At 37.3% G+C, this 20627-nt stretch carries 25 protein-coding genes and 1 pseudogene; 16 read left to right on the forward strand and 10 right to left on the reverse strand.

Going from position 1 to position 20627, the window contains the following annotated elements; all coding sequences use genetic code 11:
• Positions 1-48 precede the first annotated feature (48 nt).
• The 6 genes and pseudogenes from ACWYN3_RS17120 to ACWYN3_RS17145 form a co-directional block, all read right to left on the reverse strand.
• Positions 49-1197: an efflux RND transporter periplasmic adaptor subunit gene (locus tag ACWYN3_RS17120; RefSeq protein WP_456222213.1), complete on the reverse strand. Its 1149-nt coding sequence runs from the start codon at positions 1195-1197 to the stop codon at positions 49-51.
• Between the two features lie 16 nt (positions 1198-1213).
• Positions 1214-1615: a TolC family protein gene (locus ACWYN3_RS17125; RefSeq protein ID WP_456222214.1), complete on the reverse strand. Its 402-nt coding sequence runs from the start codon at positions 1613-1615 to the stop codon at positions 1214-1216.
• Positions 1584-2333, reverse strand: coding sequence for a TolC family protein (locus ACWYN3_RS17130; protein ID WP_456223056.1), 750 nt, complete (start codon positions 2331-2333; stop codon positions 1584-1586). Before ACWYN3_RS17130 ends, ACWYN3_RS17125 begins: the two co-directional genes overlap by 32 nt.
• A gap of 6 nt (positions 2334-2339) precedes the next feature.
• A complete protein-coding gene (locus ACWYN3_RS17135) occupies positions 2340-2510 on the reverse strand; it encodes a hypothetical protein (RefSeq protein WP_456222215.1) in 171 nt (56 codons plus the stop codon).
• 50 nt (positions 2511-2560) lie between these two features.
• Positions 2561-5593, reverse strand: a pseudogene (locus ACWYN3_RS17140) (efflux RND transporter permease subunit).
• Positions 5594-5682: 89 nt separating this feature from the next.
• Positions 5683-5994 carry a hypothetical protein gene (locus ACWYN3_RS17145; protein ID WP_456222216.1) on the reverse strand — a complete coding sequence of 104 codons (312 nt, stop codon included), beginning with the start codon at positions 5992-5994 and terminating at the stop codon, positions 5683-5685.
• Between the two features lie 327 nt (positions 5995-6321).
• Between ACWYN3_RS17145 and ACWYN3_RS17150 the strand changes: the two genes are divergently transcribed.
• The 5 genes from ACWYN3_RS17150 to ACWYN3_RS17170 all read left to right on the forward strand — a co-directional run bounded on the left by ACWYN3_RS17150 (position 6322) and on the right by ACWYN3_RS17170 (position 9562).
• Complete coding sequence (locus ACWYN3_RS17150) at positions 6322-7167, forward strand: aminotransferase class I/II-fold pyridoxal phosphate-dependent enzyme (RefSeq protein ID WP_456222217.1); 846 nt, start codon at positions 6322-6324, stop codon at positions 7165-7167.
• Entirely contained in the window at positions 7160-7585 is a 426-nt protein-coding gene (locus ACWYN3_RS17155) for an aminotransferase class I/II-fold pyridoxal phosphate-dependent enzyme (protein ID WP_456222218.1), read from the forward strand. Before ACWYN3_RS17150 ends, ACWYN3_RS17155 begins: the two co-directional genes overlap by 8 nt.
• Position 7586: 1 nt before the next feature.
• Positions 7587-8150 carry a TetR/AcrR family transcriptional regulator gene (locus ACWYN3_RS17160; protein ID WP_456222219.1) on the forward strand — a complete coding sequence of 188 codons (564 nt, stop codon included), beginning with the start codon at positions 7587-7589 and terminating at the stop codon, positions 8148-8150.
• A gap of 478 nt (positions 8151-8628) precedes the next feature.
• A complete protein-coding gene (locus tag ACWYN3_RS17165) occupies positions 8629-9165 on the forward strand; it encodes a hypothetical protein (RefSeq protein ID WP_456222220.1) in 537 nt (178 codons plus the stop codon).
• Positions 9166-9289: 124 nt separating this feature from the next.
• Positions 9290-9562: a UBP-type zinc finger domain-containing protein gene (locus ACWYN3_RS17170; protein WP_456222221.1), complete on the forward strand. Its 273-nt coding sequence runs from the start codon at positions 9290-9292 to the stop codon at positions 9560-9562.
• Here the strand turns inward: ACWYN3_RS17170 and ACWYN3_RS17175 are convergent.
• Positions 9559-10089 carry a DinB family protein gene (locus ACWYN3_RS17175; RefSeq protein WP_456222222.1) on the reverse strand — a complete coding sequence of 177 codons (531 nt, stop codon included), beginning with the start codon at positions 10087-10089 and terminating at the stop codon, positions 9559-9561. The two genes, ACWYN3_RS17170 and ACWYN3_RS17175, sit on opposite strands and share 4 nt — an antisense overlap.
• Positions 10090-10316: 227 nt before the next feature.
• On the opposite strand from ACWYN3_RS17175, the gene ACWYN3_RS17180 reads away from it, so the two are divergent.
• From ACWYN3_RS17180 to ACWYN3_RS17220, 9 genes are all read left to right on the forward strand, one after another.
• Complete coding sequence (locus ACWYN3_RS17180; RefSeq protein WP_456222223.1) at positions 10317-11183, forward strand: TonB-dependent receptor plug domain-containing protein; 867 nt, start codon at positions 10317-10319, stop codon at positions 11181-11183.
• 23 nt (positions 11184-11206) lie between these two features.
• Positions 11207-12160, forward strand: a complete 954-nt coding sequence (locus ACWYN3_RS17185) for a hypothetical protein (RefSeq protein WP_456222224.1) — start codon at positions 11207-11209, stop codon at positions 12158-12160.
• Positions 12161-12165: 5 nt separating this feature from the next.
• Entirely contained in the window at positions 12166-12657 is a 492-nt protein-coding gene (locus tag ACWYN3_RS17190; RefSeq protein ID WP_456222225.1) for a TonB-dependent receptor domain-containing protein, read from the forward strand.
• On the forward strand, positions 12645-13370 hold the full coding sequence (locus ACWYN3_RS17195; protein ID WP_456222226.1) for a hypothetical protein: 726 nt from the start codon (positions 12645-12647) through the stop codon (positions 13368-13370). The genes ACWYN3_RS17190 and ACWYN3_RS17195 overlap by 13 nt, the downstream gene beginning before the upstream one ends.
• A gap of 12 nt (positions 13371-13382) precedes the next feature.
• Complete coding sequence (locus ACWYN3_RS17200) at positions 13383-13709, forward strand: hypothetical protein (protein WP_456222227.1); 327 nt, start codon at positions 13383-13385, stop codon at positions 13707-13709.
• A complete protein-coding gene (locus tag ACWYN3_RS17205) occupies positions 13688-14242 on the forward strand; it encodes a SusD/RagB family nutrient-binding outer membrane lipoprotein (RefSeq protein ID WP_456222228.1) in 555 nt (184 codons plus the stop codon). Before ACWYN3_RS17200 ends, ACWYN3_RS17205 begins: the two co-directional genes overlap by 22 nt.
• Positions 14152-14961, forward strand: a complete 810-nt coding sequence (locus tag ACWYN3_RS17210; protein ID WP_456222229.1) for a SusD/RagB family nutrient-binding outer membrane lipoprotein — start codon at positions 14152-14154, stop codon at positions 14959-14961. The genes ACWYN3_RS17205 and ACWYN3_RS17210 overlap by 91 nt, the downstream gene beginning before the upstream one ends.
• A gap of 322 nt (positions 14962-15283) precedes the next feature.
• Positions 15284-15490 carry a hypothetical protein gene (locus tag ACWYN3_RS17215; protein WP_456222230.1) on the forward strand — a complete coding sequence of 69 codons (207 nt, stop codon included), beginning with the start codon at positions 15284-15286 and terminating at the stop codon, positions 15488-15490.
• Positions 15491-15764: 274 nt separating this feature from the next.
• Positions 15765-16166, forward strand: coding sequence for an Lrp/AsnC family transcriptional regulator (locus ACWYN3_RS17220; RefSeq protein ID WP_456222231.1), 402 nt, complete (start codon positions 15765-15767; stop codon positions 16164-16166).
• A gap of 85 nt (positions 16167-16251) precedes the next feature.
• Here ACWYN3_RS17220 and ACWYN3_RS17225 read toward each other — a convergent pair whose 3' ends face one another.
• From ACWYN3_RS17225 to ACWYN3_RS17235, 3 genes are all read right to left on the reverse strand, one after another.
• Positions 16252-17841 (reverse strand): outer membrane beta-barrel family protein, encoded by a 1590-nt coding sequence (locus tag ACWYN3_RS17225; RefSeq protein ID WP_456222232.1) that lies wholly within the window; start codon positions 17839-17841, stop codon positions 16252-16254.
• Positions 17842-18127: 286 nt separating this feature from the next.
• Positions 18128-18691 (reverse strand): carboxypeptidase regulatory-like domain-containing protein, encoded by a 564-nt coding sequence (locus ACWYN3_RS17230; RefSeq protein WP_456222233.1) that lies wholly within the window; start codon positions 18689-18691, stop codon positions 18128-18130.
• A gap of 306 nt (positions 18692-18997) precedes the next feature.
• On the reverse strand, positions 18998-19123 hold the full coding sequence (locus ACWYN3_RS17235) for a hypothetical protein (protein WP_456222234.1): 126 nt from the start codon (positions 19121-19123) through the stop codon (positions 18998-19000).
• A gap of 299 nt (positions 19124-19422) precedes the next feature.
• Between ACWYN3_RS17235 and ACWYN3_RS17240 the strand changes: the two genes are divergently transcribed.
• Both ACWYN3_RS17240 and ACWYN3_RS17245 read left to right on the forward strand, forming a co-directional pair.
• The gene (locus ACWYN3_RS17240; protein ID WP_456222235.1) at positions 19423-19722 is read left to right on the forward strand and encodes a GntR family transcriptional regulator; all 300 of its coding nucleotides are present in this window, start codon (positions 19423-19425) and stop codon (positions 19720-19722) included.
• Complete coding sequence (locus ACWYN3_RS17245; protein ID WP_456222236.1) at positions 19644-20453, forward strand: substrate-binding domain-containing protein; 810 nt, start codon at positions 19644-19646, stop codon at positions 20451-20453. The genes ACWYN3_RS17240 and ACWYN3_RS17245 overlap by 79 nt, the downstream gene beginning before the upstream one ends.
• Positions 20454-20627 lie beyond the last annotated feature (174 nt).

Here is a 20627-nt window from a genome sequence, read left to right on the forward strand (position 1 = left end):
TCAAAATCAGATAGCCTTTCGGAGTAAATATAAGGCGAAAATCTTCATTTATCCCTCCTCTTCACTATTCTTCATCTTCATTAAAATTGCATAAGCATTTTTTATAACGATCGATTTAACATCCAATACCGATTTAATTTCTACAAATCCATTGTTAATCACTCCTGTTTCTACCTTTACCATCTTAAATTTATTGCTCCCTTCTGCAGAGAAAATATAATCCTTATTCTCCCATTTCACGACTGCTGATTCCGGAACTGCTGTAACACTGGAATTACTTAATTCAATCACTGCATTCACAAAAGTTCCCGGCAGTAAATCTTTATCATAATCTTTCAAATCACAATGTACACTTGTCGTACGGTCTTCACCTATATTTGGCGTGATCAGGTGAATAATAGCCAGGTACTTCTTCTCTGGATGCTTGTTTGTTGTACAGAGAATCTTTTGCCCCTCTTTCAATTTAGAAGCATCGTTTTCAAACACAGTCAGATTTACATGTAAAGCACCTGGATTGATTAACTCAAATAAAACATCCGAAGAGCTCACATATTTACCTTTATTCACATTCACTTTAGTTACATATCCACTAATAGGTGCATAAATATTAATTGCACGGGAAATATTGTTCTCATTTAATACAGCTGGATTCAGACCTGTTAACCTGATCTTTTCGGCTAGTGAGCGAAGAAGAATTTTCTGATTGCTAAATTCGCTTTCTGATTGTTGAAAAAGTTTATCACTAGTCGCCTTTGTCGCATTTAAACCCTTCTGACGATTATAATCTGCTTCAACAAACTTCAATTTGCTTTTTGCTGTCAGATAATCCTGTTGTAACTGAATGTACTGCTGATCTTCTACTGTAGCCAGAATACTCCCTTTTCCAACCCTCATCCCAGGAATTAATGCCATTCTTTTGATATACCCTCCTAATGGAATGCTTATAGAGACAATATTTTCTGGCGGTACATCGATTACACCATTCACTTTTAGCGTAGTGTGCATTTCCCTTTTTTCGAAAGCCCCAATCTCAATTCCCGAATTTTTAATCTGCTCTGGTAATAGCTGAACATAGTCTTCTTGCGTTTTCGATGCATTTGACTGTTTCTTTACGACCGGTTTTTCGGCCTTTTGCTCATTGGTACAAGCTGAAAATAAAATAATCAGAGCGGATAGTAATATTATTGCATGTTTCATTTTAATCTTTTTAAACTTAGTTAACGGCACTTATTCTTTCAATTTCAAAAGCAGTTTCATTCAACTGCTGAACAGTATTGAAGTATTCACTGCGTATCTGAATGGATTGGTTAATTAAGATCACCCAATCCAGGTAACCAATTTCCCCTGCATTCAGCTTATCTGTAGTGATCGTAATAATCTTTGATGCATTTGGTAAAATAGAAGTTTGATAAGATTTGATCAGCCTGCTATTCTGAGTATAAATTTTCAATGCTTCATTCAACCCAGCCTCCAATTCTTGTTTAGATACCGAGAGTTCCTCTTCCCGCTGCCTGATCAACACAGTTGAAGCCTTAATTTTAGCACGCTGGGCACCAAAAAACACAGGAATACCCACACCTGCATTAACCGAAGAGAAACCGTTTCCCTTTATCAAAATAAGACTCTGAACCTGAGCTCATGGTCTGCCATCCAACAATACTCGTGTTGCTATATCCTAAATTTAAAGAGGGCATCAATTTGCTTTTTTCCAGCTTATATTGCTGTTGGGACAACTGCAGTTGTTGCTCTTGTAATTTTAACAAAGGATTATTAACTGTCTGATCAGCTCCGGGGAAGACCTGAATTTTGTATACCACACTATCAGCTTCCGGAAACATTTTATGCTTACTATTCAGCAGCACATTGAAACGGTTCAATAATACTTCATAATCTGTTTTTAAAACTTCCAGTTGATTGGAGATTTGCGAACGCTGATTTCTGGCAGTGGCGAGTTCGAGCGCATCCACATCACCAGAGCTAAATCTTTGTTCTGCCTTTTCAAGAAATCCACTATAAATACTATCTGCCTGCAACAATAATTTACGCTTGTTTTCCAATACTAATAATCCGTGATAAGTAGATTTAACTCTTGTTTTCGTATCCAGCTGATGCTGCAAAAGATTCGTTTCACTGATCTGGAAATTTATTTTATTTATAGCAGACTGCCGTGTATAAACAGTCGGAAAATCAATGCTTTGAGAAATTGAAAACCTGTTATCATTTTGCAGACTGTTGAACTTGCCAAACTCAAATCCAGCATTCGTTTTCTGAACATCAAAACTGCTTTTCTTTAATTGACGATGGTAGTCGGTTTGAATCGTCGAAACCCTCAGGCTCCGTTATTTATTTTTCAATGCACTGTCTATCGCCGCTGGCAGATGTATTTTTTCCTGAGCGGCAGATTGAGCGGTTGAGTGAAGACAAACAAAGAGTAAAATCAGGGTAACAGCCACTATTCTTTTTTGTGGTCTGAAATATTTGAACCCTTTTTCAAAAAGTATGTAAAGCATTGGTAATACAAATAGTGTTAATAAAGTAGAAACAATTAAACCACCAATAACTACGGTAGCAAGGGGTTTTTGTACAGCGCCACCAGCACCTGTACTAATATAGCCATTGGAATAAATCCGAGTGAAGGAACAAGTGCAGTCATCAAAACAGCTCTGAGTTTTGATTTTGTAGCATGTATAACAATACGTTTAACATCTGTCCAGCCCTCTTTTTTTAACCTGTTAAATTCAGTGACTAAAAGGATTCCATTTAAGACTGCTACACCAAATAGAGCGATGAAACCTACTCCAGCGGAAATACTAAAAGGAAGATCACGTGCCCAAAGTGCCAGAATCCCACCAATCGCTGATAAAGGAATTGCCGTATATATTAACAGTCCTTGTTTAACGGAACTAAATGCAAAATACAAGAGCAGGAAAATCAACAAAAGAGCAATTGGAACAACAATACTTAATCTTGCTTTCGCAGCTGTCATATTTTCGAATGAACCTCCATATTGTATGGTATACCCTTTATTCAAATTAAGTTCACGATCAACTTTTTGCTGCAACTCCTCAACTATTGATTGCACATCTCTGTCCTTGATATTAAACCCAATAATAATCCTTCGTTTGGTATCTTCCCGCTGAATCTGATTCACGCCTTCTACTTCATCAACTGATGCAACAAGCGATAAAGGTATCTGGCCACCTATTTTTGTTGGAATCATCAAATTACGGATATCAGCAATGTTTTTACGCGATTCTCCTTCTAATCTGACCACCATGTCAAATCGTTTTTCTCCTTCATAAACCTGTCCGGCTATCTGGCCCGCAAAGGCAGTATTCACCACCCGGTTTACATCACTCACATTCAATCCGTATTTGGCCATCCCCTCTCTATTGTATTTCACAACCACCTGGGGCATACCATTTACTTTCTCTTCATAAATATTAATTGCGCCCTTTACCGTTTGAATAATTCCCGCCAGCCGGTGCGCATAACTGGCAAGAGAATCAAGGTCTTCTCCAAAGATCTTACAAACTACATCTTGTCTGGCACCAGTCATCAGCTCATTAAAACGCATTTGAACCGGGAACTGGAATCCTACTGTAATCCTGGAACAACCTCTAAAGCCTTCGTCATTTTTGCACTCAATTCTGGAAATGACTTTGCAGAAGTCCATTCTTTTTTATCTTTCAGAATAACCATCATATCACCTGCTTCAAAAGGCATCGGATCTGTAGGAATTTCGGCACTTCCTATTTTAGTTACTATCTTTTGTACCTCAGGAAATTCGTTCAGAAGAATTTTAGAGGCTTTTTGAGTAGTTTCAATAGTGTTATTTAAATTGCTCCCGGTCAGTAACCTGGTTTCAACAGCAAAATCTCCTTCTTCCAACTGTGGAATGAATTCTCCTCCCATCCTGGTCAGAATAAATACAGAGACCACAAACATGAATAAGGTGATCAGGATAATAGCTTTAGGGAAATGCAATACTTTACTCAGCAGCGGCTGATATCTTCTTTCCAGCCAGGCCATCAGTTTATCTGTGATATTTTTCTCGTGCTTCAGATTTTTGCTGAGACATAACGCCGACATCATCGGAACGTAAGTAATTGATAAAATAAATGCACCGAGTATGGCAAAGGCAATTGTGAATGCCATTGGTTTAAACATCTTTCCTTCAATTCCTTCCAGAGATAAAATAGGCAGGTAAACAATCAGGATAATGATCTGGCTAAAAACAGCAGATTTAATCATTGAGCCTGTAGATTTCCCGACTTCCTTATCCATCTCGTCCTGAGTGATGTGTCCGGCTTTTCTAAATTGTTTGGAGTGTACAAACCGGTGTAATATAGCTTCCACGACAATTACCGACCCATCTACAATCAACCCAAAATCTATAGCTCCCAATGACATCAGGTTCCCCCCCACACCAAATTTGTTCATCAGAATAATGGCGAACAACATCGAAAGAGGAATAACTGAGGATACAATCAGTCCTGCTCTCAGGTTGCCCAAAAAGAAGACTAAAACAAATATCACAATCAACGCTCCTTCCAGCAAATTGGATTCTACGGTATGAATAGCATTATCCACCATCTTGGTACGATCGAGAAAGGGTTCAATAACGACCCCTTTAGGCAGCATCTTTTGTATTTCGATAATCTTATCCTTAACTCTTTTGACCACTACAGATGAGTTTTCACCTTTCAGCATCATGACCACAGCACCAGCGACCTCACCTTTATCATTATAAGTCATCGCACCGTACCTGATTGCAGAACCATATTGAACAGTAGCGACATCTTTCATCAGCAAAGGAGTACCATTCTCTAATGTTTTCACGACAATTTGCTGAATATCTTCCGGTGTAGTTGTTAAGCCCTCACTTCTGATATATAGAACAGTTGGCCCTTTCTCAATATAAGCACCACCCGTATTTTCATTGTTTTTCTCCAAAGCATCAAATACATCAGCAATAGTAATTTTATGAGCCTTCAACTGATCCTGACGAACTGCTATCTCATATTGCTTGAGCTTGCCGCCGAAACTTGAAACCTCTGCCACTCCGGGTGTTCCCAACAGCTGACGACGTACAATCCAGTCTTGAAGTACGGAGTTCTGTCGCATCGTATTGAGATTCATATCCCTTTAAGGGCCTGACTACATATTGGTAAATCTCTCCCAAACCAGTAGAAACAGGGGCCATCTGTGGTGATCCTACTCCCGCAGGAATCTCCTGCTGAACCTGTTGTAATTTTTCACTGATCTGCTGGCGGGCCCAGTAAACATCTGTTTCTTCACTAAAAACAATGGTAACCAGTGAAAGTCCAAAACGGGAGAAACTCCTGATTTGTTTAAGCCCGGAGATACTACTACAGGCTTGTTCAATTGGAAAGGTAATTAGTCTTTCAATATCAGGTGCTCCAAGTGAAGGTGAAACGGTAATGACCTGAACCTGGTTATCAGTAATATCAGGAAGTGCATCTATAGGTAATTTTGTGACCTCATAGGTACCCCAGCCAATCAGCGCGAGCACAAAGAGACCAATGATCAGCTTATTCTTTATAGAAAAGCCAATAATCAGATTCAGCATAAATTCAATTATAAAAAAAAATAATAATACATAAGCTATATAAAGACATGATTGTCCATACAGTAATTAAAAAATTTCAATAAAGAATGTTAAACTCTTGGAGGTCTGAATAAATCATCCAGCGCAGGGTTAGATAACCAGTTATATTCCGGTTTACATGAAGCAACCAGAAGAAAGAAATATTGTTGTTTTAACAGAACGGGTTTTGAAGAAGCAATAGCTTGCGAAATGTGTCCCTGACTGCTGATCTTTTTGAATGGCAATTTCATATCATCTTCGTCATCATTATCATTTAAATCTTCACCAAAATAATGCATTGATAAGAATTTGATAATTCCAACCTCCTTATTGAGTTGATGATGCTGCTGAAAATGTGAGACAAGGTGAGGCAGTTTGAACACTTCGGAAAAAGAAGTATTCAAAAATAGTATTGGAAACAGTACGTATAAACATGCCTTTTTCACTTTGCAAATATAGCCTCAGAGAGTTGAAAACCAAATTTTAATATTCCCCCAATAAATGGTTTTCACTCTATTTCAACACCATAGCAATACGAAATAGGTAAATAAGCAAAGTCAAGAAGCAAATAAATTCTTTTTTTAATTTAAAAAACAAATACACAAGATATTTTATTCATTAAATGAAATTAATTTGCAAAAACAGACAACATTTACTACAATTGCGCTGTATTATTTTCGCCCATATCTCTTTCTAAAACAACCCTGAAAATGGATTTTGCAACCGCCACATTTAAAAATTTTGAGAATATCGAAGGTCATGATATATATGACAGAGCAGAGGTTTTTGGCGATTTCCTACAGTATATGAAGGATAACGGCCATATGAATTACCGGTTGCAAAATTTCTCTGGCTGCGGCCCCGAAATGCGTGTAAAAACATCCATGCATCAGAATGGCTATGACTATGTAAGTTTTGTATCGAATGACTATCTGGGATTTACGCAACACCCAAAAGTAAAAGCAGCTGCCATGCAAGGCATATTGGAATTTGGTACCGGAGCCGGCGCATCTCCATTAATTGGTGGACATTTCTCTTATCATGAAGTTCTGGAAGAGAAAATCGCAAGCTTTTTCAAGCGTAGTAAAGATTCATCCATTATCTATACTACCGGATACACCGCTAATAGTGCTACATTAATGAGTTTGCTTCAAAAAGAAGACCTGGCAATAGTTGACATGGCTGTTCATACCAGTGTATACGAAGGCTGCATATTAACTAATACTAAAACCTTCCTTCACAACCATACTGAGTCTCTGGAACGAATATTGAGGGATGCTAAGGATAAGTACAGAACTAAGCTGGTAATTATTGATGGTGTCTATTCTCAGGACGGAGATCTCGCTCCTTTGAAAAAGATTATCGAACTGGCAAGATCTTATGGTGCTTACATTATGGTAGATGATGCACACGGAATTGGCGTTTTAGGAGCAACTGGAAGAGGGGCATTAGAGCTATGTGACCTGTTACATTCGGTAGACCTTATTTCCGGAACTTTCAGTAAAAACATTTGCAAATATTGGAGGTTACGTTATTGCAAATCCCAAATTGATTAACTTTCTAAAATTCCAGTCCAGGCAACAGATTTTCTCAGCGACCAGTACACCGGCAGCAGCTGGAATTATTAAAGCAATTGAATTAATTGATGAAGAGCCACAATGGCAGTTAAAACTTTGGGAAAACATCAATTATTTTAAGAAAGGCCTGATTGACATGGGCATGGATATAGGTACAACTGCATCTGCAATCGTACCCGTTAAAATCGGTGACGCACACAAAACAGGTGATGCCGGCAAGTTATTACTTAAGGCCGGTATTTATACTAACCCAATATTATATCCTGCTGTAGCAAAAAAAGATGCCAGAATACGTATGAGCCTGATGGCAACTCATACAAAGGAACAGCTGGATAAAGCCCTGAATGCGTTTGAATATGTAAACCAAAAACTTGATATTGTTGGAGAAGGAGTATAAAATGGCCAGAAAAGTAACCGAAGGACCGATAAGGAATAAAGAAAAAACCCGGCTTAAATTACTTAATGCGGTTGGCGAAATCATAAGGACCGAGGGTTATAAAGGGCTGGGAGTGAATAATATTGCCAATAAAGCCAGGGCTGACAAAAAACTTATTTATCTTTATTTTGAAAGCGTTGACAAGCTTGTGGAAGCGTATGTCAGGCAGAAAGACTATTGGGAAACTTTTACGGACGGTATACAACTACTTATCGAAGAGCATAAAGGCAACTTTGGAAAAGACCTCGCCAGTAAAATTCTGGTTGATCAGTTTAACTTTTTTCTCCAGGCCGAAGAAATGCAAAAGGTCATCCTATGGGAAATCAGTGAGAAAAATGAGCTGATGCGTGAAATTGCTGATGCCAGAGAAACTTTAGGAAATGAACTTTTTAAACTAACAGATCCACAGTTTGAAGATACAACTGTAGATATAAGAGCAATCCAGGCCCTGCTAATTGGAGGTATCTATTACCTTGTATTACATGCAAAATCAAAAATCAAATGGCAGTACTTTTTGTGGTATTGATATTAATGAACAGAAAGGCCAGGAGAGAATAATTAAAAGCCTTAAACAAGTTGTAGAATGGAGCTACGCTGAGGCTAAAAAACAAAAGAAAGACTCATAAAGCGGAGGTTGTACCCTCTGCTTTTATCACTACTTTCATCATATTCCACTCCCGTCCCCCCCTTCTGTTTCAATCCAGTATACCAATCTTGTATTTGACTCCAGACGCTTTCCGGCGTATTCAACAAACCTTTCTTTTCTTTTCAAAAGGATGATTAAATAATTATGCTTAAACCCTCAGTCATGATCAATATGTATTTTATTCACTAATAGGTGAAATATTTTTGGAATATCAAAAAATAGTAATTAATCTTGCACAGAAAGACCAACAAATAACTATTAAGTATTTAAATAACCCACAAAGAGAAGATTAAAAACTTAAGGGCTACCTAAACAAATTTCATCTTCCAATCTACACCTGTTAAAAACATCATCTATCATGTACATAATTGACCTTCAAAATGAAAAGTTGCAGTATGACCATATATCTGCTATTTCTACTTCACTATCTAAAAATTTAAATAAAGACAATTTCGGATGTATTATTAAAAATACACCTACCAGCTCAATGGACATTTTTAAAAAAATATGTGATGAGGTAGGCTCTCCAATTACTGAACAATATTTTGATATATCCAGCGAAGACTCCTATATACATGATGTAATAGCACATTTATGTCTTAATTCGGATACTACAGAGAAAGGCCGGGCAGTGTTATGCAACGTGGATAAGATATTGGCTCAGCTATCAGAAATAGATATAGATATTCTCAGTACCCCCATATTCGAATTTAGTTCTGGTAAAGCAGCTGTACTCACCAAACATGAAGACAATTATCAGCTTCGGTATAACGGTGAAAATATTAACACAACCACATTATTACATATTGCTAAAGATGTACTCAAAAAACTGGAGCAACTTATCAATATCAATAAATTGGTGAACAATACACGCTTAATGAAGGAGATCTTCTGATACTCAATAACCGCAGGATTGTTCATAGTAAAACGAACTTCTCTAATGATAGCGGACGTATGTTCAAGAGTGCAAGATTATATTATAAATAATCTAACTTTATAATAACATAAACAACAAGGAAATGGATGAACAAGAGGTTTGCAGCCATATTACTGCTATCAAAGATGTCAAATCAAGTAAAGATTATGTTTGCGAAGAATGTATTAAACACAATACTGAATGGATGCACTTACGCACCTGCCAGACCTGCGGCCTGACACTCTGCTGTGATGATTCACCTCAAAAGCACATGACTAAACATTATCATACAACCAAACATCCTGTAATTTCCTCTGCAGAACCAGGCGAACGCTGGTTATGGTGTTATCCTGATGAAGTGTTTGTAGAATATTAAAGCAATAATAACCGTCGCACAAATGGCTTATCTGTGCGACGGTTATTATCATTTGCCATGCCATGGATGTTATAAAAATTATAATCAGTCATTGGCGCATCGGTAAAACCAAGGTTACGGCCTATTGTAATTATCTGTCCCCGATGATAAGTACTGTGGTTCACTACCTGCATCACATAATTAAAGTTTTGAAAATCACATTCAAACCAGGGACTTACAATAAGCGTGGTATCCAGTAAATTATCATTTCCCATTTCATTAATATAATCTGCCAGTGCAGCAGACCCTTCCAAAAAACCTGTATAAACATCTTCAAGAGTCTGAGTAGCTTTTTCAGTCATTTCCCAGGCACTTTTATTCAGAATACAAAGCCAGTATTCTTCAGTTGCCTGCATATGTGCTAGTGTCAATTTTATACTTGGAAAGCTTGATGGAACTTCCTGCACGACTACCTCCGCGGCTTTCGTTCTAAGCCAGTTAACCAGTGTTGTATTTGCCCAAAGGTTATAATTCACATAGTTTTTCATTAAATCTATAAGGGGTGACTCTGCTGTTTCAACACAGTTATTTTTCTTGTGTCATGGTTTTTCTTTTTGTTTACATAAAGGTAATAGTGCCTTGTGACAACAGTATGTCAGCAGGATTCAAGACCAAAAAAAAAGATATTCACGACCAACTATTTTACAGCACAGCAAATGTATTTTTCTTATTTTACGTAGATATTAACCTAATAATCAACCTAAATCAATAAGAAATGAAAAAAAATCTACTCTTATTCCTGATTACTGTTTTACTCTTTTCCACACATGCTGTGGCACAGGAAAAAACAATAAACGGAAAAGTCACTTCAGTAGAAGACGGATTACCGCTTCCCGGAGTAACTGTCAAAATTAAAGGGACTTCTTCTGGTGTAATGACTAATTCCGAAGGAAATTATACGATTAAAGCAAAACAGGGGCAAATACTGGTATTCTCTTTTATTGGTTCAATGAATAAGGAGCAAGTTGTCGGAACTGCATCAACCTTGAACATTAGTTTGAAAGAAGATTCAAAAGGGCTAAATGAGGTTGCCGTAACCGCTTTTGGCGTAAAACAGCAGGTGCGCGGTCTTGGTTATGCGACACAAAATGTAAAGGCAAAAGAGATTATTGAATCTAATCAGCCGAATCTAGTAAATGCCCTGCAAGGAAAAGTCGCAGGTGTACAAATCAATAATTCAAGTGGTGCTCCAGGCTCTTCTGCAAGTATCAATATTCGTGGTGGATCTTCTTTGAGTGGAAACAACCAACCTCTTTTTGTTGTCGATGGTATTCCAATTGACAACAGTACCCCAGTTTCACAGGGTGGATTAATCGCAAGTGCTGCACCGGCATCAAACAGAGCAATAGATATTAATCCAGAGGATATCGAAAGTATTACAGTCCTGAAAGGCCCCTCAGCTGCCGGATTATATGGCTTACGTGCGGCATCAGGCGCAATTGTAATTACGACTAAAAAAGGGGCTTCCGGTGCAGGAAAAATCAGTTACTCAAATAATTTCTCTTTTGATCATGTAAATAAATTACCGAACTTCTTCAATCTACTTATAAACAAGGAGAACAGGGTGTATCCAATGCAGTAGCTACCGGTTCATGGGGCACAGTATTGAATCCCGGAGAAAACACCTTTAATAACCTTGGTGATTTCTTTAAAAATGGATTCTCACAAACACATGATGTTTCAGCAAGTGGCGGTAATGAAAAAACTACAATTTTTGCTTCCGCTGGTTTATTGAATCAGAAAGGAATTGTAGAAAACACCAGCTATACACGTAAATCATTCAGACTAAGTGGTGATAGCAGAATATCAGATAAATTAAAAGTTGGCGGAACAATAAACTATGTAGAATCCGATCGAAAATATGTGCTGCAAGGGAGTGGAAACGGGGTAATGGGGGCTGCACTCTGGCCTACAAGCGATAATATGAGTATTTATTTAAATCCAGATGGCAGTCAGCGGACACTTACTGGAATAGATAATCCATACTGGAGCCGTAATTATAAGCCTATTACAGATAAAGTGAACAGGATTATTGCGAATGGAAACATCGTCTATGACCCATTTTCTTTCCTGAATGTAACTTACCGCTTAGGAACGGATTTCTATAATGAGAAATTCAAAAGTATCCGTGGCGCAGGAACAAATGTTGTTGGTGAAGAAAAAGGGGCCATCTCGGAGGTAGCTTCAACCAATCAGATCACGACTTCTACCCTGCTTGTTACGGGAAAGAAAACTTTCTGGAATGACTTCAATACCAGCCTTACGCTTGGACACAATCTTGAATCAACCTCATATGAGGGGGTAACTACAACAGGATTAGGATTTATTGACCCGACATTTACTTCGTTAAACAATACTTTGCCCAACACCAGAACAAGTATAAACAATATTTCAAGAAGGAGAATAATGGGTGTTTTTGCAGATTTGAATTTAGATTATAACAATCTTGTTTTTCTAAATTTCCGCGACGAAATGACTGGTCATCTACAGTACGAAAAGAGGCACAGTCTTTCTTTTACCCGGCAATCAGCACCTCGATCCTATTTTCTGAAATCTTAAAAGAAATGGGGTTTAAATCTGATGATAAGATCTTTTCGTTTGGAAAATTCAGGGCTTCATGGGCCAGGGTTGGTAAAGATGCTCCCCCATATGTATTAGCGACAACATTGGGGACAACAACCAATAGTTCTACCATAAATCCCAGAGGATTCATTATAAACTCAGGTGCGTATTATGGAAATCCTCTGCTTGAGCCTGAGTTTACCAACTCCTTTGAAATTGGTACAGATATCAGGTTTTTCAAAAGCAGAATCGGTCTTGATGTGACCTACTATAATTCAACTTCAGATAATCAGATTCTTGCGACACGAACAACTCCTTCGTCTGGTGCATTTCTGGCTTATTTAAATGGGGGATCTATCAATAGTAAAGGAGTTGAAGCTATATTAAATGTCCAGGCTATTGCCCATAAAGATTTCAAATGGTCAATAGATTTCAACTTTGCAAAGAATAAATCAACAGTAAAATCATTACCCGGCGCGAATTGGACAGAATAGAATTATCTGATGCGTGGGTAGCTGCTGGAGCAACAAATGTCGCACAGGCAGCGGCATTTCTGAATGGCTCCTTGTTTGGCATAAACGGTACCGTATGGAAAACCAATAGCGATGGAAAGTTATTATTAGATAATAATGGTGCACCACAAATAGCTCCTGCATTGACTGTAATTGGAGATAGAAATCCAGATTTCACAGCCGGAATAACCAATACTTTCACTTATAAGAACCTGTCTTTATCTTTTATGATTGACATCAGACGAGGTGGTGATATTTTTAACAACACAGAAAATTCGATGGTTTATTCAGGTAACAGCACGAAAACTCTCGACAGAGGTACCAAAGTTTTTGATGGGATCATAGAATCTACTGGGCTTCCAAATACGAAAAGTATCAAACTAGATCAGAATTATTATCAGACATTATATGCTAAACAGGGTTATGATTTTGTTGAAGACGGCAGCTGGTATCGTCTGCGCTATGCGACGGTCAGTTACAATTTCCCAAAAACAACGCTTAAAAGAATCGGATTATCCAACCTGCAGGTATCTGTAACCGGACGCAATTTAATCCTGATCACCAAGTATTCTGGTGTAGACCCCGAAGTTTCCGGCAGCGGAGCGGGTGTTAACGGTTCTGGATCATTTGGGTTTGATAACCTGGGTATCCCTGCAACAAGAGGGTTTGATTTAGGTCTGAGATTATCATTTTAATATTTATCAATTATGAAGACATTACATATAAAGATTTTATCCATCTTAAGCCTTGCTGCTTTAACGCTAAATACGTCCTGCAAAAAATATCTGGATGTAAATACAGATCCAAATAACCCAACATCAGTTTCTGCTGCAAACCGTTTGGTAGGTGCTATAACTACAACCAGCGGTGCCTCCATGTGGCGTGGATCTAGAGAAATTGCTGGTTTAGTACAATACGGAGCCACACAATTAAACACAGGAACGAATAGAAATGCTGACAATGGCGCTATACAGCTGCTTATTTTTTCTGGCAAAATGCTTATGTATATACGATGCCAAATTGTGTTGACTTAATTAACTTAGGTGAATCTGAAGGGAACCCACATTTTACCGGAGCTGGAAAAACCCTGCTTGCTTTGAATCTGGGCATGTTAACTGATCAATATGGGTCAATTGTAATCGATGATTTTTATAACGGGGTATCAGGAATCAATCTTGTTCCGGCATTTAATGATCAGCAAACGGCTTATCAGCGCATTCAAAATTTATTGGATGAAGCCATTATAGCTTTTGACGGAACAAATAAAACAGCCGCTTTAAATTCGAAAAATGGAGATATTATGTACCAGGGGGATGTGAGTAAATGGAAACGTTTTGCTTATGCCCTGAAAGCCCGTTACCTGAATCATTTAACTAAAAAAACTGCGCTTTATAATCCAGCAAAAATTATAGAGGCTTGTGAGAATTCTTTTAATGCTGATGGAATGGATGCACAATCGATTATATCGCAGGTGCATTGCAAACTGATGAAAGTCCTTGGTCAAGCTGGGGTGGTTTTACCAGCACTACAGATCCGCGGTACTTTACCTGGAGCCAGTTCTTTGTGAACATGCTGACCAGCTTCCCGGTTACAAACAGCACCTATCAGGACCCTCGCATAACAAAGATTATGCTTCCGGCAGCATCTGATGGAAAGTACAGAGGGCTAAGGTCTGGTGGCGCTTTAACTGGCGGACAAGGTATATTAGCTGATGGATCTAATGGTGATGCAACTAAAACTGCTGTTACAGACTATGGTACTTTCAGCAAAAGCGGATATTATACCAATACAACTTCACCCTTTCCTTTTATTACTTACTCTGAAGTAAAACTGATTGAAGCTGAAGCTAAATTACGCTCTGGAAATACAGCCGGGGCTTTAACTGATTACGAACTGGGTGTTAAAGCTAATATGAGAAAACTGGGTGTGACTGCAGCAGATATTACGGCTTACTGGACAGCACAGCTTAATGATGGCCTTGCCTCACATTTTGCAAATATGACACAGGGCCTGAGCCATATTTTCCGTCAAAAGTATATTACGCAATGTTTAAATAATGAAACGTGGGTAGACATGCGCAGAATGGATTATAGCAAAGACATCTATGGACCAAGTCTTAAAAAACCACTTAATATCAATACGACTATCTTTTCATCAAATGATAGTGATCCGTGGATTCAGGCGATGGTTTATGAGACCAATGAGGCCACAAGAAATCCAAAAAATGTAGGTGATAATTCCGAAAAAACAAGATTGTTAACACCTGTATGGTGGAACCAGCCTTAATTAATTGATTAAAACTCAGCACAGATCCCGGCTATATCAGGATTTGTGCTGATTATATACCTACCCTGCTATTTTAATAAAAAACCTTCCAAAATGGAATGGTTTCGCCAGTCAGAATTTAAGGTATCTGATTAAAATACAGCATTAACTATCAATAAACAATCAATTGCTTTAAATAATGGCTTTGTTATAATTTTGCCCGGCCAAAAGACAATACGCAAACAATATCGGCCTCTATGGATCGTACAAATGAATTCTCCTTAAACCAGGCTAGTATTGGAATAATCTCAGGATTACACAACTTTCTTCTACATTAGATTATATGCCAAATGATTTTATGACTTTCAGGCTGGAATATGGTTTCAGAAAATCTAATGTACCTTATTTTGCAGGTCCTGGTGGCACTGCCTCACAGACAGGTTTCAGTAACAACGCGATCGATCCGACATGGAAACCCGATTTAAGAAAACAGGATCACTCTGGCAGTCAATTTCAGATTATAACAGGAAGAATGAAATATTCAGAATGATCTGACTGAATCTATCCTCATCCTATATAAATATCTTAAGCGAGTTGCAGCACATAATGCAGAAAAATTTTGGTCACGAAATCATCAGCCAAAGGGGAAGTTTAAGCTATTTAAAATCGTTTTATCAACCTATAATTTTTGATAGAAGATACACTATCCCATTCCTAAGTATATATTTTTACATTAGTTATCACCTATTCAATCATGAAATACTTTATATTTGGCTAATCATCAACATGGTAACAAAATTACACTAAGCCAAATAATTCGATATATGAATTCGCATTTAGACCCTACTGATTTGGGAATATTAAATCTTCTGCAGGAAAATGGAAGACTAACCAATAAAGAACTTGCGCATCATCTGAACAGAACAATTTCTCCGATTTTTGACCGGAGGAAACGATTGGAAGAAATGGGTTATATTAAAAAGTATGTTGCTGTACTGGACAGAGAAAAAATAACAACATGCCTGATTGCATTTCCACAAATTGCTTTGACCAGCCATGGTGAGGATGCATTAGCGTCCTTCCAGAAAACTGTAATTTCCTACGCTGAAGTTCTGGAATGTTATCATATCACTGGAAAATATGATTTTATGTTAAAAATTATCATTCCTGATATGCATGCTTATAATGCTTGCTGCGTCAAAAAATTGCCCCGCTTGAAAATGTAGGTAATGTGCATAGCTCACTGGTCATTTCACAGGCAAAGGCTGAAATCGGATTACCTTTATAATTTACAGGAGAACAGCGCTAAGCCTATCCTCCTGATTTAACACGGTTTTCTTCTTCAGAAGACCCTTTAGAACGCTGACGAGCACCTTTAATAGAAGAGCTTCCAAATCTGTAGCTGCAAGTTAAACGGAAAACCCTGGTTTCACTTTTCTCATTGACTGAATAAATCTGGGAAGGAATAGCACTGGTAATACGGAATTTCTGTAAGTTAAACACATCATTGGCAGCTAACTTTATACTCAGCTTTTTCTCCATAAATGATTTACTAATTCCTAAATCAATCCCATAGATTGGCTTCACAGACAAGGTTCCATCTACCTGAGCTGAGCGATAAAAACCTGATAACTCAAAATTGGTTGTACCATTAAGTGTAATTGTCTGGTTACTATTAAAATTGAAAGCAGTTTTTCCTCCTTTATAAGGCACACCCAAAAGATTTGGTGTGCTAAATTCATTGTAGAAAACTGTCAGGTTATTATTGGTTGTCCACCATTTAAATATAGTTAAGGGTGCATTGATATTTAGACTATAGGACTTTTTCTGCGCAAGATTTTGTGAGGATATAAACAGTGTTTTTTTAAGCGTATCAGATACCAATACTCTTGAAATAGCATCGTTAGTGTGACTGTATCCAAGCGTAGCATTTATAGTTTTTTTATACGAATAGGAAATCTCAAATGAATTTGTGTATTGTGGATTCAAATATGGATTTCCCATACTATAGGTATACAAATCCACAAAATAAACGAATGGATTTAAATCTTCATAATCAGGACGGTCAATTCTTCTGCTGTAAGAGAAACCTACTTCATGGTTTTTGGAAAGCACGCGATTCACAAAAACACTAGGAAACAGGTCAAAATAATGACGGTCAGAAATTTGTTGCTTAGGTACAGAATTTTTCTTTTTGGAGTTAGTTTGTTCGGCCCTTAACCCCAATTGCACAGTTAATCCTGTAAATTCACGGTTCAGATTAATATAACCTGCGTTTATATTTTCATCATAGATAAAATGATCACTACGGGTAAGATCGCTCTGCCAGTTATTGTTCAGGAAGTTTTCAAAAGAAGAAACATTATCTGTACTGACTTTACTACTCTTCAATCCTGTTTCTAACTTCATCTTTTTATTAATGGGTAAAGTATAATCAACCTTTCCTGCTAATATTTTAACAAGCGAAGGTGTCCTGTTTTTAAATATATAAGGATCTCTGGAAGGCTGTCCCGCAGCATTTAAATAGGTATTATTATATTCGGAATTTTGTAACCCTGTATATCTTGAATAATCAGCATCAGCAGATATTTCCTGACCTAAAGTATCAATAGTACCTTTATAATTCATATTATAAGTTATACCCGAATATTTATACTGACTAGGATTACTCGCCATAACTGATGAATCTGTTTTCAATGGCAATGGCTGACTTCCTATTAGCGTTAAAACCTTTGTATCATTATTATCTCCTGTACTTCTATATCCGTTAACTGCTACGCCAATAGTTTTTTTATCATTGAAAAAATAATCAATGCCTGCTTTATAATTATAATTTTCTCTTTTGCCTACCTGCGTACTTGTCTGTCTGAAAAAGGTTTGATCTGTAGCTGTATTATTCACACGGTCGATATTCAGATCATGAAACCTTTTGTTTTTCCCATAGTTAAGCTCTCCAAATGCATTGAATTTTTTCTCTCTGTGGTTAAGTGAGAACCCATCATTGGTTTTAAAATATTTGCCATACCCTACTCCTGCTGTTACTGATCCGTTAGTACCGTAGTTTTTTTTTTTTTCAATTTAATATTAATAATCCCTGAGTTTCCGGCAGCATCGTATTTAGCAGAAGGATTGGTAATTAACTCAATAGATTGTATAGCATTACCTTCTGTAGAGCGTAACAGATTCGCTAATTGTTCATTGAAAGAAAGATAGTAGGTTTACCATCGAGCATAACTGTTACGCCTGTTTTTCCTCTCAGACTCACATTTCCATCTTTATCAACGCTTACGCCTGGTGCTTTTTCAAGTATTTCCAGAGCGGTATTACCTGCGGCTAAAACACTGTTTTCTACATTCAGTACTGTTTTATCGATTTGTCTTTCTATCAAAGGTTTGCGGGCAACGATGTTGACACTGTTCAACTGTTTAGAGGTTGGGACTAATTCTACGTTGTCTATGTTATAGTTTTTATTTGATGGGCTAATTACATACGGGCCTTTAAAGACTCTGGCATAACCGATCATGTTAAAGGCAACAAGATATTGTCCTTCTGGTAAGCGTTCAAAAAGATAAGTTCCATTATCATCTGTAATAGAGCCTTTGATTAATGTTGAATCTTTGGCAGCTAACAGACTTACTGATACATATGATTGATTGATATGTTTTTCGTCAAAGACTTTACCGCTAAGTTTACCTGCATGATACTGGTTTGTGCGGTTACTGCAGAAATTGTAAATAGACTTAACATGCAAGCCAAAATACCTATGGTTAATTTTTTCATCTTTAAAAGGATATGTCTTTAAGATGACTTAAGAGGTAAAAGGTTACAGCACCGTCTGAAAATAAAAAAAAACACAACATGCTATGTTCCGGCTACGTCCCCCTTCAGGGTACTGATGCCGGAACATAGCATGTTGTGTTTCTTACATGATCCAACGGGTCTTCCACGTTGGGGATGGTGGTTAGTTAATGGCCGATTGGATAACTGGATAACTGCATAGCTGCCTGGCTGGATAGCTAATTAGTTATCAGCTTTTAGGCCGAATGGTTAGCTAAATTTAGTAGCCCCTGTGCCAGTAACGATCACGTCTATGATGTCTGTAACCACCGCGGTCCTGTACGATACAGGAACTCAATAATGATGCTACTACTGTGAGTAGCATGAGATTTCTGAATGTTTTCATGTCTGTGTGTTTTAAATTGATTTTTTTTTTTAACCTATATGGTTAAGACACTGATATTGCTTAAAGGATTAATCATCTACTGGTTTTTGCGAAAAAGCACGAGCAGTTAATCGGAATGAATTAGCTCCTTGCACTGCTGATTACTAGTGTATTATAATTTTTAGATAATTTTGAATACTGGGAAACAACTGGCGTAACTGCGGGAAGCCCTACATCTCTCTAAAGAGAAATTATTTTCTAAATTTCTGAGAGGGGTTCTATTTCTGTAAATTTATTAGTCTAAAGAATTGTCATTAAACATGAACAACATCCTTAAAATTACAAGGATTGATGCGTACTCTATTACCCCCAAGTATTTGCAGCTGATCAATTCAATCCTCCAGGGAATTCAATCGGGGCAAATAAAAAAGAATGATGTGCTCCCCTCCATCAATGAGTTTAGTTACGCCCTGGAAACCGCAAGAAGTACAATAGAAAGGGCTTACAATGAGCTTAAGAAAATGGGACTGGTACAATCTGTTTGGGAAAAAAAGGTTTCTTTATTGTCCATACTCAATTTCAGAGACCAGTCAGGGTATTACTGCTTTTTAATAAGCTAAGCATACATAAGAAAATTATCTATGATGCTTTTGCTGAAACGCTTGGGAATGAAGCTGCGATTGATTTTTACATCTACAATAATGATTTTAATGTTTTTAAGAGACTAATTCAGGAAAAGATTGATCACTATGCTAAATGCGTGATCATCCCCCATTTTTATGAAAATAGAGAAATGGGCTATAAGCTGATCGATACGATAGCTAAGGAGAAACTGATATTGATGGACAAACTTGCAGAAGGGCTGACTGGTGAGTTTGGAGCGGTATATGAAGATTTTGAAGAAGATATATTCTCTGCACTTGAACAACTGACAGACAGGTTATCCGGGTATGATACACTAAAGCTGATTTTCCCCAAAAATACTTATTACTCTAAGAAAATTTTATTAGGGTTTCTCCATTTTTGTCAGAAGTACAATTATAAAAAAAATGAAATACTTAATGGACTTCATAAACACAAAATTGAACCGGGAGCAGTATACATCAATCTTGCTGAGGATGATCTGGTAATCTTAATTGAGAAAATCATTGAAGACAACCTACAGATTGGGAAAGATATTGGGGTAATCAGCTATAATGAGACTCCTATTAAGAATATTATCATGGATGGAATCACCACAATTTCAACTGATTTTAAAATGATGGGAGAAAAAGCTGCCGAATTATTGCTTACCAACTCTGTTGAACATATTAAGATCCCTTTTAAAGTTACACTAAGAAATTCGCTTTAAATGAGATAATAATCATGGATAGAGAGACTTGTGAGTAAACAGTAGAATTACAATTATATTCTTTTAGTTTTTTATTCATAAAAAACATAAATAAATTTGCTTACTAAATATATTATTGTACTTTTGCAATCCCAACAACAACGAAGGTTATTTATAACTGGAATGTTGATCATG

This window comes from Pedobacter sp. NJ-S-72, assembly GCF_053890575.1.